Raw genomic sequence first — 15,465 nt, 5'->3', positions numbered from 1 at the left:
GTCGGGTGACTGCGCGCGCCGGATTTATAAGCCTTGAGCGCGGCCACGATGTAACTCGCGTGCTGGCCGCCGATCTTCGGCACGCTATAAACTTTCGGATAAGCCGTGCGCCATCCTTCGATGCCATGGCATCCCGCGCACGCGGAATTTTTCCTCGCGCCCTCGGCGGCGCGGCCTTCCATGCCTTGCGCATAAGGCGCGGACGGCAGAAGCGCAAACGATGCAGCAACAAGGCTGACCATCAAGAATTTATGCGCGGACATATCGTTTCTCGTGCGGATCGGGGACGCCGAGACTTTATAGGAACGCCTTTATGCGGTCAATCCGCCGCATGCAAGGAAAAACGCGCCGCGGCGACCAATGTTTCCGGGATCGGAAAATCGGCCGCAACATCTGCGCGGCCCCCGGCGTCGTATGAAGGGTCACACACAATGGAGATAGCGATGGTTCGCAGGTTCGGCGTCATGACGTTTCTGGTATGGCTTGTGCTGAATCCCCTGGTGGCGTTCGCCGCTTCGGAACGGTCTGGCGTTGGCGGCGCGCTGGCCTGGCAGCCGTGGTCGGATCAGCTTTTTGTTCAGGCGAAGCGTGAAAACAAATTCATCCTGCTCGATCTGGAAGCGGTCTGGTGCCACTGGTGCCATGTCATGGACCGCGAAACCTACCGCAATCCCGGCGTCATAAAGCTGATCGAGTCGCGTTACATCCCGGTGCGCGTGGATCAGGACGCGCGCCCCGATTTGTCGCGGCGCTACGAAAATTACGGCTGGCCCGCGACCATCGTGTTCAATGCCGAGGGCGAGGAAATCGTCAAGCGCGCCGGCTACATCGAGCCGAAAAACATGATGTCGATGCTCGCTGCGATCATCGACGATCCGAGCCCGATTCTGTATCGCGACAGCAAGGTCGTCACCGAATTCGCGCGCGACCCGCTGCTGCCGGTCGCGGTCCACCAGGAATTGCTGAAGCGCTACACGGAGACGCACGATTTCTCGATCGGCGGCCTCAGGCAGGCGCAGAAATTCATGGACCGCGATACCGTCGAGTATGCGCTGTTGCGGGCGAAACAAGGCGACAGGACGGCAGAGAAAATCGCCCGGCAGACGCTCGACGGCGCGCTCAATCTGATCGATCCGGCGTGGGGCGGCGTCTATCAGTATTCGACGCACGGCGACTGGAAGCACGCGCACTTCGAGAAAATCATGCAGGTGCAGGCCGAATACATGCGCGTCTACGCACTCGCCTACGCGCAATTTGCCGATCCGGAATACCTGCGGGCCGGCAGCGATATCCACCGCTATCTGAAAGCGTTTCTGACGAGTCCGCAAGGCGCGTTCTACACGAGCCAGGATGCCGATCTGATCAAGGGCCGGCATAGCGAAGATTATTTCGCGCTCGATGACGCGGCGCGCCGCAAGCTCGGCATTCCCAAGATCGACAAGCACCTCTACGCGCGCGAAAACGGCTGGATGATCGCCGGCCTTGCGACCCTGTATGCCGCGTCCGGCGAGAAAAAATATTTGGACGACGCGATCACGGCCGCCGACTGGATCATCCAGCATCGCGCGACGAAAGACGGCGGCTTCCGCCACGACGAAGCAGACAAAGCCGGCCCCTATCTCGAGGACACGCTTGCCATGGGCCGCGCCTTCCTGTCGCTCTATCTTGCTACTGCCGATCGCGCCTGGTTGGCCCGCGCCGGGCAGGCCGCCGACTTTATCCGAAACAACTTCGCTGACAGTCATGCCACGGCGGCAGGCTATGCGACGGCGGCGGGATCGGGCACGCTGAAGCCGCGGCCGACGACCGAAGAGAATATTTCAGCCGCGCGATTTTTCAATCAACTGGCGCGTTACACGGGAAAGGGCACGTACCGGGAATCGGCCGAACGCGCGATGCGTTTTCTGGTCACGCCGGATATCGCGTTGTTTCGCCTGACCGATGCCGGCATCCTGCTCGCCGCCGACGAGCTGGCGAACGAGCCGGTCCACATCACCATCGTCGGCGGCAAGGGCGACGTCCAGGCAGCGCAGCTTTATCGCGCGGCCCTGCGCTATCCTGCCGTCAATCGCCGTATCGAATGGTGGGATCAGCGTGAGGGGGCGATGCCGAATGCCGACGTGCAATATCCGCAACTCGGCCGCGCCGCGGCGTTCGTCTGCACCAACAAGCGCTGCTCGCTGCCGGTATTCGAAGCCGGCGAGATCGCGGCACTCGCCGACAGGCTCAACCAATAGCAAGGCCATACCGCGCGGGTAGTGTCCCAGTTAACCCGTTCGTGGTGAGCCCTTCGGCTTTGCTCAGGGCAGGCCTGTCGAACCATGTTCGCTCACCATTCGACAAGCTCATGGCGAACGGCTCCACTGCGATGCAAATACGAATCGGTTCAACCGCGCGCGCCAGTTTCCACGCTTCGGCAAACTGCCTATAATCGCAATCCAACTCCCCCATGCAGCTTCCATTGTCAATGGGTCACCGGCTGTCCAAAATTTACACGCGCACCGGCGACGACGGTACGACCGGTTTGGGCGATGGATCTCGCGTCGCCAAGACCAGCGCGCGAATTGAAGCGATTGGCGATGTCGATGAACTGAATTCCGCGCTCGGTGTGCTGCTCGCCGAAACCGTCCCCGATCCGATACGCGCCTGCCTGCTCGCGATTCAACACCAGTTGTTCGACTTGGGCGGCGAACTGTCGACGCCGGGCTACCCCGGAATCGCCCCCGCCGATGTGACGCGCCTTGAAGAGATTCTCGACGGCTTCAACGCCGGGTTGCCGCCGCTTGCGGAATTCATTCTTCCCGGCGGCTCGCGCGCTGCAAGTCTGTGTCATCTCGCGCGCACCGTATGCCGGCGCGCCGAACGCAGCGTGGTCGCACTGCGTTCGGTCGAAGCCGATGCTTGTTCGGCGCTCGCCCAGCGTTATCTGAATAGATTATCCGATCTGTTATTCGTCCTTTGCCGCGTGCTGAATCGCGCTGTCGGATGCGCCGACGTGTTGTGGCAGCAACGGTGCCTGCAAACCGCCAAACAATGACCGGCCCGACACCACAAGCGAATTCGATCGTACCGCCGCTGCAGGATCTTCTTGCGCGCTGCGCACTCGGCGACCAGCGCGCCTTCGCGGCGCTTTATCGCAACACTTCGGCAAAACTGTTTAGCGTTTCGCTGCGTATATTGAGGCGCGAAGACTGGGCGGAGGAGGTGCTGCAGGAAAGCTTCGTGAATATCTGGAATCACGCCGCCGATTACAACATCAACAAAAGCGCGCCGATGACGTGGATGACCAGCATCGTGCGCAACCGCGCGCTCGATTGGTTGCGCCGGCCGCATTTCGAAACCACCGATGACTTCGAAACCTTGATCGAAATGCGCGAAGACGAAGGCGGCGGCCCGCTGGACCTGCTGATGCAATCCAACGAGGCGCGCGCGTTGGCGCAATGTCTGAGGCAGCTCGACGGCAAGCAGCGCCAGACCATCATGCTGGCGTTTTTTCACGGGCTGACGCACTCCGAGCTTGCCAAGCATCTGCGGCAACCTCTGGGCACGGTCAAAACCTGGGTCAGGCGCGGTCTGGAAAAGCTGAAGACCTGCCTGGCGACAGAAGACCGCAAAGCATAGAACGCGGCGCAAGCTGCACGGTAAAAAATGAGATACGAGAACGCCGACCTTCGCGAAATACTCGCTGCCGAATACGTGCTGGGCATCCTGCACGGCGGCGCGCGGCGCCGATTTGCGCGGCTGCTGATTGCCGATTCGGCATTGCGCCGTGCGGTGCGAGCGTGGGAGAGCCGGCTTTTTCCGATGAACGAAGCGCTGCCGCAGATCGAACCGCCGCCGCGTGTGTGGCGGGCGATCCAGACGCGCGTCGAGCATCAACGCCGGTTGCGTGCGCCGCACCCGACGCGCACCGGTTTCTGGCGCGCTCTCGCGCTGGCCAGCAGCATGGCTCTGTTGATGATGATTGCCTATTTCGGCTTCATCGCTCCGCCGCAAGCGCCCGCTGTATCTTTCGCCCTGCTCAGCGATGAGAAAGCCGTGCCGATCATGCTGTTGTCATCGCAGCCCGGCAAACCCGCCACCGTCAAGGTCAAGTTGCTGACGCCGCCGGTTCCCGCCGCCGGAACGGCCCTGGAGCTGTGGGCGATCCCCGCCACCAAGGATGCGCCGCCCGTTTCGCTCGGTTTGGTATCCGGCGCGATCAGTCAATTCATAAAACTGTCCGAACCCGCGCAACGGGCGCTGCACGATGCCAAAGCCATTGCCGTAAGCGTTGAACCCGAAGGCGGCTCGCCAACCGGACTTCCCACGGGCGCGGTTATATTGCAGGGTGGCTGGCTCAAGCTCTAAGGAAACCGCGCACTAAGGAGCGTTCGCCTCTTGGGGGGCGCTCCCTTTCCCACTTGCTGGGGAGGGCCGGGGTGGAATTGTTCAGAGGAGCGCGGGCTGTTGAAATCAGCGGGTGCGTTCGCAGGCGCTCATCCCTATCCCGCCTCGCCGACGCGTTAATGGGGAGGGCAAACCTCCCCGTTTATCTTCACGCGCGGGTGAGCGTTCGGCGCATTGTTGCAAAGCAACAATACTTGTTGACACGGCCCCGACTTCAAGTCTACGATGACCTTACTGCATTGCAGCAAGGAACGCTTCCCATGAACAACTCCATCACCGACCCGGCGAATCGTCGCGGCGCCGCCCGGTTAATCGGGTTTTATGTCGATCAAGCCGCCGCCAACCTCGAGCAGTTGCCGCCATCGGACAATTTCCGAACCGGAAGTACGCTTTGCGTAGCCTGAGCCACTACTACAAGCGCCGCGGCGACAGCGGCGTTTCTTTCCTGGATCAGCGCAGTCGTTTTTACGTAGCGCCGCTGAATGCCGTCACAGTGCTTCCCGCGCCTCGCGCGAAGTCTTCGGCGCGTGACCAGAATGGCGATCTCGCGAAACCTCCGCAAAAAGAATTGCCGAAATAGCCCGGCTTAGTTCGCCGCGGGCGCGCTTTTTGGAGCGCGCAGGCTACACGATTCGGACGCGAGTTCGAGTGATCGTTCGCTCCTCGAGCCGCACCGGTGCGCATAGACCCAGGTGAATTCGGCGCCGAGCAAAAAAATTTGCGCTGAATAATAGACCCAGACGATGAGGACGACGAGCGATCCGGCCGCTCCGAACGCGGAGCCGACGCCGGCTTTGCCGAGATAAAGCCCGATCAGGTATTTGCCTATCGTGAACAGCAGCGCGGTCACCGCGGCGCCAACCCACACGTCGCGCCAATGGATGTCGGTTTTCGGCAGCATTTTGTACATCAGCGCGAACAAGCCGGTGAAGATGGCGAAGCCGACGCCGATATTGGCGGCCGTGAGCAGCACTTCCAGATTGGGAGACAAGGCTTTGGACCAGGCTCCGAATGCCGCGAGCCCCGCGCTGACGACCAGCGATACCAGCAGCAGGAAAGCGATCGCGAGCACCATGCCGAACGACAGCAAACGTTTTCGCAGCATCTGCCAGATGCCGCTTTCGGCTTTCTCCGCGGGCGAACGCCAGATTCTGTCGAGATCGCTCTGCAGCTCCGCGAATGCTCCGGTCGCGGCGATGATCAAGGTCAGCACACCCAGAGCGCCGGCGATCAAACCCTGTTTCGGCTGGCTCGCGCTCTTCAGCAAGCCCTGCACGGCGACCGCGCCTTCATCGCCGATCAAATCGCGAATCTGACCGAGAATTTCGCCTTGCGCTGCTTCCGTGCCGAGAAAAAATCCGGCGACCGCGATGACGATGATCAAAAGCGGCGCGATCGAGAACAGGGTGTAGTAGGCGAGCGCAGCACCCATGCTGGGCGCGTAGTCGCCCACCCAAGCCGAGATCGATTCCTTGATCAGGCCCCACGCTGTTTTCAGCATTTTACCTACGGGCGCGTCCGCAAGCGCTGTCGCTTTTCCCGCCACTTGTTCCCCTGGTTTACGGCCTCGATCATTTGACCGCACTGACCTGCGCTGGTCCTCTGTGCGCACGCTCGGCCAGGGCGACTCGCGCCAGGTAAGCATCGCGCGCAATCTGCACGTCGGCCAGAAAATGCGGCAGCTCTTCGATGAGCAGCGCCTGCGGGCCGTCGACCAGTGCTTTTGCTGGAGCCGGATGGAAATCGACGAGCACCATATTGGCGCCGGCCAGCACCCCTTGCGCGGTCACATGAAAGACGTCGAGCATGCCGTCGGGCGCTACGGCGCGCGTGCCGACCGAATGCGATGGGTCGATGCAGACCGGCATGCGCGTCAGCCTTTTCACTGCCGGCACATGGGAGAAATCGACAAAGTTGCGATGCGGCGCCGCCATATTGGTCTTCATGCCGCGCAAGCCGAAAATGATTTTGCGGTTGCCCTCGGAGGCCAGATATTCGGCGGCGTTCAGCGATTCATCGAGCGTGATGCCGAAGCCGCGCTTGATCAGCACAGGAAGTTCGCGCTGGCGGCCGACAAGTTTCAGCAACTCGAAATTCTGCGTGTTGCGCGTGCCGATTTGCAGCATGACGCCGGTCGGATTGCCGGTCTGGGCGAGCGCGTCGTGAATCTCGCCGATCTGCGATTCGTGCGTGATTTCCATCGCGATCACTTTAATAGCGTATTTCCCGGCCAACTCGAACACATAAGGCAGGCACGCTTTGCCATGGCCTTGAAACGCATACGGGCTGGTGCGCGGCTTGTAGGCTCCCATGCGCGTGCATATCTGGCCGTTATCGCGTAATGCGCGCATCATCAGTTCGACGTGCTCGCGCGTATCGACGGCGCACAAGCCGGCGAATACGTGCAGCGTATCCTGCCCGAAACGCACCCCGTTGTAATCGAAGTGCGTCGGACGATGATCGTCCTTGTGCCGGCCCAGCACGCGATATTCTTCCGATACGCGCACGACGCGCTCGACGCACGGCAGGCAGCGCACTTCCTCGATCGGCAGCGCCGTCGTGTTGCCGACCAGATAAAGCTCGGTCAGAACGCGCTCGGTGCCCTGCTCGTGGTGCACGCGCGTCTGGATATTGGGGAGACTGTGCAGGTGCGCCAGCAATTGCTGGTATTCGGCGCTGTTCAAATCGACGTTTGGGTTCAGGATCAGGATCATGTCAGGCGGGGAGGCGCGGGGAAATACGTGCTATTTTATCCTATGCAGCGTCCGTCGCTTTCCTCATTCGACCGGCCCGGCCATCTGTATGCGCCGCTGTTTGCGCAGGCGCTCAGGCGTTGCCCCGCAGAGCGGGTTTGCGCGGAGAGATGCGGATGATTACTCCGAATCAGCGCAACTCGTATGCAAATCGAATGTCCATAAGCCGGATGCACGCTTTTCAACAACAAGTGTAAAAAGGAGGAGTCATGTCATTACTGTGGACGATCATCATCGGTCTCATCGTCGGCATTATTGCCAAGTTTCTGATGCCGGGAAAAGACCCGGGCGGCTTCATCATTACGACGCTGCTCGGTATCGGCGGTTCGCTGATCGCGACGTATGTCGGCCAGGCGCTCGATCTGTATGAAGCCGGGGAGCCGGCGGGCTTCATCGGTGCTGTGATCGGCGCGATGCTGCTGCTGTTGCTGTACCGGCTTATCGTAAAACGCACGTAAACACCTCGTCTTACCCGTTGTTCTTCAGCAAACCGCATAGCCCCGATACCAGCTATGCGGTTTGCGGCATGCTGCGCGCTCAGTACAATAACTGGCGCAAACCATGCGGGAAGGCGCTCCCCGCATGGTTCGATGTCTTCTCAGCAACCCCGTAAATCCGTTTGCCTTTTTCCGCCCGGCTTTTTTCCGCTTATATTTCCTATCGCCCCATGCTCTTCGTGCCGGTCAAAGACAAAGCGACAACCAGCATACTGATACCCGGCAAAAACTGCTGGCGCAAGGCGCACGCCGACCACGTCAGTTTTCTCGTCGATGGCGCCGATTATTTCGACGCCTTCGCAGCCGCCGCCAGCAAAGCAACAAAATCGATTCTCATCGTCGGCTGGGATTTCAACAGTCAGACCAGGCTCTGGTGCGGCGACCAAAAGCGGGAGTGGCCGGCGCGGCTCGGCGATTTTTTGAACGAGCTGATCAAGCGCCAACGCCGCTTGCGGATTTTCATTCTGGCGTGGGATTTTCCAATGATTTACGGCACCGACCGCGAGATCGCGCCGCTGTTCGGCCTGCCCTGGCATCATCGGCGCCGCATTCATTTCCGCTTCGATAATCACTTTCCGGTCGGCGGCTCGCACCATCAGAAAATTGTCGTGATCGACGATGCGATTGCGTTTTCCGGCGGTCTCGATCTGACATGCGGGCGCTGGGACACGTCCGAACATCTGGCCAATCACCCGGGGCGGATCAGCGATGGCAAACCGTATCCGCCGTTCCACGATCTGATGATCGCCGTCGACGGCGAAGCCGCTCGCGCGCTCGCCGAGATCGCGCGGCAGCGCTGGCGCTGGGCGACAAAAAAAGAACTGAAAGCGCACGGCGTCGTGAGTTTTTCGTGGCCAAAGGAAATCAAGGTCGATCTGGAAAATACCGGCGTCGCCATCGCGCGCACGATTCCGGGCTATGAAGGGCGCCGCGAAGTGCGCGAGGTCGAGGACATGTATCTCGATATGATCGCCGCTGCCCGGCGCATGATCTATATCGAGAACCAGTACTTCACCTCGTTTCGCATCGGCGATGCGCTGGCGGCGCGGCTGCAGGATGACGACTGCCCCGAGATCGTGCTGGTGATTCGACAGGCTTCCGATGGCTGGCTCGAAGGCCCGACCATGGGCGCGCTGCGAACGCGGTTATTGAAGCGGCTGCGAGCCGCCGACAAGAACAAGCGGCTGCGCGCGTATTACCCGGTCGCGCCCGATCTCGGCGCTACCTGCATCAATGTTCACTCCAAAATGATTGCGATCGACGATGAAATCGTGCGCATCGGATCGGCCAATTTGAACAATCGCTCGATGGGTTTCGATACTGAATGCGATCTCGCAATCGAGGCGCACGGCCAGCCGCGGATGACGAAGGCGATCGCCGCTTTTCGCAATCGCCTGCTTGCCGAGCATCTCGATACGACAGCCGATGCCGTTGCGCAAGCACTCGCCCGGGAAGGCTCGCTGATCAAGACTATAGACGCGTTACGCGGCAAACCGCGCACCTTGCAGGAATTCGATCATCTCGACCAATGGCCGGATGTCGTCGTCTCCGTCGCCGAGATCTGCGATCCCGAGCGGCCGGTGCTGGTAGAGCAATTGATTACGCAGTTTGCGCCCGCGATCGATATCAGGAAATCGGCGCCGCTGCTGATGAAGCTTGCCATCGCCGTGCTGATCTTCGGCGGCCTGTTCGCAATCTGGCGCTGGACGCCGCTTTCCGAATACGTCAGCGCCGAAGCTGCAACCGATTGGGCGCGCGAATTCGGCGGCCATCCTGCGGCGGCATGGCTTGTGATGGGCTCCTATACGATAGCCAGCTTCATCATGTTTCCGCGGCCGCTTTTGACGCTCGCCGCCGTCATCGCGTTCGGCGCGTGGCTCGGCTTCGCCTATGCGTTTATCGGTATCCAGCTCGCAGCACTCGCGACTTACGGCATGGGCCAGGCGATGAGCCGCGATACCGTGCGGCGCATTGCCGGGACGAAACTGAACCGGATCAGCAAAGTGCTGCGCGACAAAGGCTTGCTTGCCGTGATTGCGTTGCGCGTGATTCCGGTCGCGCCGTTTATCGTCGTCAATATGGTCATCGGCGCGGCGCGCGTGAAGCTCTGGCATTACCTCGCCGGCAGCGCCATCGGCCTGCTGCCGGGGACGCTGGCGGCAACGGTATTCGCCGATCAGTTCGAAACCTGGCTGCGCGATTCAGGCAAGGTCAACTGGATCGTGGTGGCGGCTGTCGCCATCGTGTTCATCGTCGCCATCGTGCTGGTCCGAAGATGGTTTTTGAAGTCGCAGCCCGATCTCGCCGCTGCCGGGAGCCGATAGTTTGGCCGATGGAGAGTTAGACAATGGGCATGGCGACGAGCGCTTCGGGATCGCGTCGTACAACATTCACGGCTGCGTGGGCCTCGATCGGCGCTGCAAGCCGCAGCGCATCGTCAGGGTGTTGAATGAACTGGACTGCGACGCGGTTGCGCTGCAGGAAGTCAATTCCAGGCCGGGCCCGCACGCCGATTCGATGCAGCTCGATTATCTGGCCTCGCAAACCGGCATGCAGGCGATTGCCGGCTCGACCATCCTGCGTCACCTTGGACACTACGGCAATGCGCTATTGACGCGCTGCCCGGTGCTCGCCGTGCGCCGCCACGATTTCAGTTTCTCGAAGCGCGAACCGCGCGGCGCGCTCGACGTCGATCTCGCGATTCACGGCCGGCCGGTGCGCGTCATCGTCACCCATCTCGGCCTAAATCCGGGCGAACGCCGCTATCAGGTCAGGCAACTGCTCAAGCTGCTTCACGTCGCCGAACCCGACCAGCCGGTCGTCGTGTGCGGCGATATCAACGAATGGCTGCCGCTGGGCCGGCCCCTGCGCTGGCTGCATGGCGTGCTCGGCAAGCCGCCGATCCTGCGCACGTGGCCAGTGTGGATGCCGCTCCTCGCGCTCGACCGCATCTGGGTGCGTCCACGCCACGCGCTGCTCGATTTGCGCGCGCATCGCAGCTTCTGTTCGCGGATGGCTTCCGATCATCTGCCGCTGAAGGCGATCGTCGCGTCACTGGTGCGCGGATCGGGTGCGAGGCAGGCTCCGGGTAAGACTGAGGGCTCTCACAAAACGGACTGACGACAAGACGTTTAGGCTTGACGAGAGTTCCGGCCATGTACATTCCAAACGTACAGATGGAGTCATCCATGAAAGATGTCAATGTCACCGAATTACGGCAGAACCTCCCGGCGTACCTGGCTCGCGTGCAGCGTGGAGAGCGGGTACGCGTTTTCTTGCGCGGCAAAGTGATTGCCGAAATAACACCGCCTTCAGCCGACCAGGATGGCGCTGCGCTGGCGGGCAAGCTCCTGCGCGGCAGCGTGCTGGGCTATGATGAACCCTTGCAGCCAGCCGTCGACGCCGCCGACTGGGAGGTCAACAGATGATCGTGCTCGACACGCATGCGCTGGTCTGGTGGCTCGCGCAAGCGCCCGAACTTTCCAAAACCGCCCGCAAGGCGATCGCACTGGCGCAGCGGGGCGGCGGCGTCGGTGCATCGGCAATCAGCGTCTTTGAAATCACGGCGCTCGTTCGCCGTGGCCGCTTGCGTCTCGGCATCGGTCTGGATCAATACCTGAACGCCGTGCGCGCCTTGCCTGAATTAACGATAGAACCGGCGACGGATGAAATCGCGAGCTTGGCGGGCAGTTCAGCGAAGCGACGTTGCATCGCGACCCGGCCGATCGCATGATCGCGGCCACTGCACTCGCGCTCGGCGCGCAGCTCATCACTGCCGATGACAAGCTGCGCGCGCTTCCGGGGTTGACGACCGTTTGTAGCTCACTGGTAGCTCAGCTCACACGCCAGGTACGGGATTCCGCCTCATCGCCGCAGACGAGACAGCACTGTCATTCCGAACGCGATAACGCGCAGAGTCAGAGCAAATAGCGGCGCGGTTCGCGCACCGCGTGCACAGCCAGCACAAACATTCCAGCATTCCACGATTGCCCCGCCATGCCGAGCGGTTCACCGCTTTCGCCGTGCAGCCATTCGTTGAATTCCCACTGATTCAGTTGCGCCGCCCGGGCGAGTTGAACGAGCGCCTGCTTCGCATCGGCAGCGCGGCCGAGGCGCGCCAGCAGCCAAACCCAAAAGCCGCCGACAAAAGGCCATACGCCGCCGTTGTGGTATTGCCACGGATAGTTTTGCCGATGCCGCTGCATGTAGGGCCGCCATAGCGGATCATCGGGCGCGATCGGATCGGCGACGACTTTTACCGGGTATGGGGCGGCGACATTCAATGCCTGCAAGGCGCCCACAATCTCGCGCGAGCGTGCGTTGTCAGCGGCGCCGCTCAATAGCGCCAGTATGTTGCCGAACACGTCGATTTCCTCGCCCCACACCGAAAAATTGACGAAGCTCAAATAGACTTTCCGATGCTCGACCTTGTTGCGGATGTAGTGCACGAGCACGCGCGCGCGGCGGTTGTCGGTCGTATCGTGATCGTAAGGATAGAACAGGTAGTTGAAGTAATAGCGCGTCTGTTCGGCATTGGCCAGGCCGTAACGCCGCTTGACCGTCAGCCACAACGCGTTGCTGTAGAGCACGAAGCCCGAACGCGGCATGATGTCGGCCCAGTCGCTGGCTTCGTTCTGCTGCAGCAGGTAGAGGCGCTGATGTTCCTGGCACGCCAGCCACGCCAACGCGCGCGAGATCGGCTCGGCGAATTCCTTGCGCGCACGGAGGCCCTCAGCCAGGTCGCCGACGATGTCGAGCGCGATCAGCCACCACAGCGTCGCGTCGATGCAGCCCGTGTACCAGAAATCGGCCTCGCCCTGGCTGGAGGAAGCTGCGGAATTCGCAGGGTTGGACGCGACTACGTCCGGTTTCACGTATTTCGGAATCTGTCCGTTCGGCGCCTGAAACGCGGCCAGCGTGCGCAGACTCTGCACCGCGTGCTCGATCAGATCGGCCTCGCCTGATGCCGCCATGCCCAGCGCGCAAATCGCCGCATCGCGCCCGAATATGCTCGCGTAGTTGCGGCCATCGGCTTTGTCGCCGCGCGCGCATGCAATGACGCCGGACGGCGTCGAATTATCGCGCAACAGGTCCAGCGATTGCCCATAGCACGCATCGACCAGCACTGCATCCTCCGCGCAAGAACCGGTGGTGGCTGATCCGGTGGTAGCCGAATTGCCCTCGTTCACGCACCCGCCTTCATGTGCTGCCGTGCAATGGCCAGATCATCGGCACCAGTACGATGGCGATTGCGTAAATGATCACAGTCAACGGCAGTCCAACCTTGAAGAAATCGATAAAGCGATATTTGCCGGGGCCATAGACCATCAGGCACGAAGGTTCAAGCGGCGTCAGAAACGAACAACTCGCGGCGATCGCGATCATCATCACGAACGGCCGCGGATCGTAGCCGAGCTGCACCGCCGTCTGAATCGCGATCGGCACGATCAGCACCGCCGCCGCCGCGTTGGACATCGGCTGCGTGAGCGCGACGGTCAAAATGAAAAAGCACGAAAACAGCACGAGCGGATCGCTTTCGCCGAGCAGCGCAATGATTTGCGCGGCCAGAAAGGCGCCGGTGCCGGTTTCTTCCAGTGCGACACCGAGCGCCAGCAGACTGCCGATCAGGATGATCGCCTTCCATTCGACCCTGCGATATGCCTCGTCCGGATCGATGCAGCCGGTGACCATGACCAGAAGAGCGCCGCTCAGAACCGCGACCGGCAGCGCGACCAGGTTGAAGGTCGCCGCAGCCAGCGCGCCGACAAAAATCAGGATCGCCAGCGGCGCGCGTTTGTAGTTCAGCCGCGCCTGGTCGATGCCGCCGAAAATATTCACGAGATTGCCGCGCTCCATACGTTTGACATTTTCGGCCTTGCCTTGCAGCAGCAGCACGTCGCCCATCTTGAGGTGGATTCTGTCCAGGCTGCTCTGCATGGTCGAACCGGCCCGATTCATGCCGAGCACCTGCAACCCGTAGCGTTCATTGAAATCGATATGCCTGAGCGTGCGCCCGAGCAGCGGCGAAGACGGCAGTAGCACTGCTTCGACGATTTTCACCTTTTCGTCCTCTTCATCGCCGCCGCCGTTTTTTTTGTTTGCCGGATAAATTTCTTTCTTGGGTTCTTTGACGAGATGAGCGTCGGCCTTCAGCTCTATGCCGGCTACATCCTTGACCTTCAGAATATTGGCGCGCAAGCCTTCGACCAGCAGCAAGTCGCCCTCGCGCAACTCTGCTTGTTGCGGGGCGACGGTCGCAGGCGCGTCTGCTGAATCGGCCCCACGGACGATGTCCTGCACCTTCAGATCGAGGTCTTTTTCGAGTTTGGATTGATCGAGCGTCTTGCCGACCAGCGTTGAGCCCGCCAGCACCACGAGATCGGCCTGATAGGTGCGATGGCCGATATCCTCGGTATTTTTTTCGCTGCGCTGTTGCGGCATCAGGCGCGGTGCAATGGTCAGCATGTAAATCAGGCCGGCGATGGTGATCGGAATGCCGGCCGGCGCAAGCTCGAACATGCTCATCGGCGCCAGGCCGTGAGTGGTCAGCAGTTCACTGATGACGAGGTTGGTCGACGTGCTGATCAGCGTAACCGAGCTCGACAGGATCGACGCGAAAGCGAGCGGCATCAAAAAGCGTGAGGCGCTTTGGCCGAGTTTGGCCGCAAGACCGATGACGACCGGCAAAAAAAATGCCGTCGCGGCCGTGTTGCTGATAAACGCCGAAAGAAACGACGTCGCAATCAGGATCACCGGCAACAGCAGTTTCGGTCGATCACCGGTGCGCTGGATGATTTTGCGGCCGACGATGTCGACGACACCGGTTTGCAGCAGGCTCGCGGTCATGATCAAGAGCCCCAGGATCATCATGACGGTATCGCTGCCGAAGCCTGCGAACGCCTGCCCGGGAGTCAGAATACCGCTGATGATGAGCGTCAACATCAGCGCCAGTGCAACCACTTCGGCGGCGATCCACTCGAGGGAAAATAGAACAATGGCGATCAGCGATATGATCAGCAGCAGCCAGATTTCGGGAGTCATTTATTTACCGGGTTCGGGAATCGGGGATCGGTAAGCATGAACCGGGGACGCAGAACTTATGCGGCATGGTCCCCGTCCCTTGCTCGATACCCGCTGGGGCAGGCAAGGGAGGAAGGAATTAATTACCCGGGAACTCGACGTTGCAATCTATCGTTCAAAGCTCAGCCGCCGCCTTGCCGTAGCGAAGCGAAGAACGCGGCGGCTGGAGCGCCTTGTTAGGCATAACCTTTGCCCGCTTGGTCTTTGTTGTGGCACAAATGGTGAACCAGCCGGACATTGCTTTCAACGTAACCGAGGTATGCCTCGGCGCGGTCAAGCTCGGAACTTTTTGCGGCATGGCCTGACCACATAAGGCACAGTTACCGTTTTGCTTGGCCCACGTAAGGGCTTTGAGTTTGTTTCTTGCCGCTGGTGTACTGCGCTCGATATAGACCAGCTCTTTGGCGAGCTTTCTCCGAAGCGCCCACATTAAGCGAGCGTCGCCGCCTGACAACGAATGAAGCTCTGCTTTGACCCGCTCAAACAGCGGCGCAAACAACTGCGTCAGCTGCTTTTTGTCAATTGCGGATTGGCCATGCACCGTTATGCCTAACTCCGGGTTAGGCGGTCCCGCCGACCGTCAGCCCATCGATGCGTAACGTCGGCTGGCCGACGCCGACCGGCACGCTTTGCCCTTCCTTGCCGCAGGTGCCGACGCCGGGATCGAGCGCCATGTCGTTGCCCATCATGCTGACGCGCGTCAGCATGATGGGCAACGACATGGCGCTCGATCCCGGCGTCGGCAC

17 protein-coding genes and 1 pseudogene are annotated in these 15,465 nt (G+C 60.9%); 11 read left to right on the top strand and 7 right to left on the bottom strand.

Features of this window, described 5'->3' with window-relative positions; translation table 11 throughout:
- A partial coding sequence (locus tag H0V78_11240; GenBank protein MBA2352324.1) for a cytochrome c occupies positions 1-242 on the bottom strand: 242 nt, incomplete at its 3' end.
- A gap of 201 nt (positions 243-443) precedes the next feature.
- Between H0V78_11240 and H0V78_11235 the strand changes: the two genes are divergently transcribed.
- The 6 genes from H0V78_11235 to H0V78_11210 all read left to right on the top strand — a co-directional run bounded on the left by H0V78_11235 (position 444) and on the right by H0V78_11210 (position 4,969).
- Positions 444-2,237 carry a thioredoxin domain-containing protein gene (locus H0V78_11235; protein MBA2352323.1) on the top strand — a complete coding sequence of 598 codons (1,794 nt, stop codon included), beginning with the start codon at positions 444-446 and terminating at the stop codon, positions 2,235-2,237.
- A gap of 230 nt (positions 2,238-2,467) precedes the next feature.
- Entirely contained in the window at positions 2,468-3,037 is a 570-nt protein-coding gene (locus H0V78_11230; protein MBA2352322.1) for a cob(I)yrinic acid a,c-diamide adenosyltransferase, read from the top strand.
- A complete protein-coding gene (locus H0V78_11225) occupies positions 3,034-3,621 on the top strand; it encodes a sigma-70 family RNA polymerase sigma factor (protein ID MBA2352321.1) in 588 nt (195 codons plus the stop codon). Before H0V78_11230 ends, H0V78_11225 begins: the two co-directional genes overlap by 4 nt.
- A 27-nt stretch (positions 3,622-3,648) precedes the next feature.
- A complete protein-coding gene (locus tag H0V78_11220; protein ID MBA2352320.1) occupies positions 3,649-4,350 on the top strand; it encodes an anti-sigma factor in 702 nt (233 codons plus the stop codon).
- A gap of 299 nt (positions 4,351-4,649) precedes the next feature.
- Positions 4,650-4,793 carry a hypothetical protein gene (locus tag H0V78_11215; GenBank protein MBA2352319.1) on the top strand — a complete coding sequence of 48 codons (144 nt, stop codon included), beginning with the start codon at positions 4,650-4,652 and terminating at the stop codon, positions 4,791-4,793.
- Positions 4,781-4,969 carry a hypothetical protein gene (locus tag H0V78_11210; protein ID MBA2352318.1) on the top strand — a complete coding sequence of 63 codons (189 nt, stop codon included), beginning with the start codon at positions 4,781-4,783 and terminating at the stop codon, positions 4,967-4,969. The genes H0V78_11215 and H0V78_11210 overlap by 13 nt, the downstream gene beginning before the upstream one ends.
- Positions 4,970-4,975: 6 nt before the next feature.
- Here H0V78_11210 and H0V78_11205 read toward each other — a convergent pair whose 3' ends face one another.
- Together H0V78_11205 and H0V78_11200 are read right to left on the bottom strand one after the other, a co-directional pair.
- Positions 4,976-5,890: a YihY/virulence factor BrkB family protein gene (locus H0V78_11205; protein MBA2352317.1), complete on the bottom strand. Its 915-nt coding sequence runs from the start codon at positions 5,888-5,890 to the stop codon at positions 4,976-4,978.
- A gap of 70 nt (positions 5,891-5,960) precedes the next feature.
- Complete coding sequence (locus H0V78_11200) at positions 5,961-7,103, bottom strand: 3-deoxy-7-phosphoheptulonate synthase (GenBank protein MBA2352316.1); 1,143 nt, start codon at positions 7,101-7,103, stop codon at positions 5,961-5,963.
- Between the two features lie 248 nt (positions 7,104-7,351).
- On the opposite strand from H0V78_11200, the gene H0V78_11195 reads away from it, so the two are divergent.
- From H0V78_11195 to H0V78_11175, 5 genes and pseudogenes are all read left to right on the top strand, one after another.
- Positions 7,352-7,600 (top strand): GlsB/YeaQ/YmgE family stress response membrane protein, encoded by a 249-nt coding sequence (locus H0V78_11195; GenBank protein MBA2352315.1) that lies wholly within the window; start codon positions 7,352-7,354, stop codon positions 7,598-7,600.
- A gap of 209 nt (positions 7,601-7,809) precedes the next feature.
- Positions 7,810-9,963, top strand: a complete 2,154-nt coding sequence (locus H0V78_11190; protein MBA2352314.1) for a VTT domain-containing protein — start codon at positions 7,810-7,812, stop codon at positions 9,961-9,963.
- A gap of 1 nt (position 9,964) precedes the next feature.
- Entirely contained in the window at positions 9,965-10,759 is a 795-nt protein-coding gene (locus H0V78_11185) for an endonuclease/exonuclease/phosphatase family protein (protein ID MBA2352313.1), read from the top strand.
- A 68-nt stretch (positions 10,760-10,827) separates the two neighbouring features.
- Complete coding sequence (locus H0V78_11180; protein MBA2352312.1) at positions 10,828-11,067, top strand: type II toxin-antitoxin system prevent-host-death family antitoxin; 240 nt, start codon at positions 10,828-10,830, stop codon at positions 11,065-11,067.
- A pseudogene (locus tag H0V78_11175) lies at positions 11,064-11,569 on the top strand (type II toxin-antitoxin system VapC family toxin). Before H0V78_11180 ends, H0V78_11175 begins: the two are co-directional and overlap by 4 nt.
- Here the strand turns inward: H0V78_11175 and H0V78_11170 are convergent.
- From H0V78_11170 to H0V78_11155, 4 genes are all read right to left on the bottom strand, one after another.
- Complete coding sequence (locus H0V78_11170) at positions 11,557-12,765, bottom strand: glycoside hydrolase (GenBank protein ID MBA2352311.1); 1,209 nt, start codon at positions 12,763-12,765, stop codon at positions 11,557-11,559. The pseudogene H0V78_11175 and the gene H0V78_11170 sit on opposite strands and share 13 nt — an antisense overlap.
- Positions 12,766-12,838: 73 nt before the next feature.
- A complete protein-coding gene (locus tag H0V78_11165) occupies positions 12,839-14,680 on the bottom strand; it encodes an SLC13 family permease (GenBank protein ID MBA2352310.1) in 1,842 nt (613 codons plus the stop codon).
- A 154-nt stretch (positions 14,681-14,834) separates the two neighbouring features.
- A complete protein-coding gene (locus H0V78_11160) occupies positions 14,835-15,260 on the bottom strand; it encodes a hypothetical protein (GenBank protein MBA2352309.1) in 426 nt (141 codons plus the stop codon).
- A gap of 19 nt (positions 15,261-15,279) precedes the next feature.
- Positions 15,280-15,465, bottom strand: a 186-nt coding sequence (locus tag H0V78_11155; GenBank protein ID MBA2352308.1) for a hypothetical protein, incomplete at its 5' end; no start/stop codon positions are given.

Source organism: Burkholderiales bacterium (genome assembly GCA_013695435.1).
Lineage (GTDB): Bacteria > Pseudomonadota > Gammaproteobacteria > Burkholderiales > JACMKV01 > JACMKV01.
Note: the sequence above shows the minus strand (reverse complement) of the source record. Positions and strands in the feature narration are given on the sequence as shown.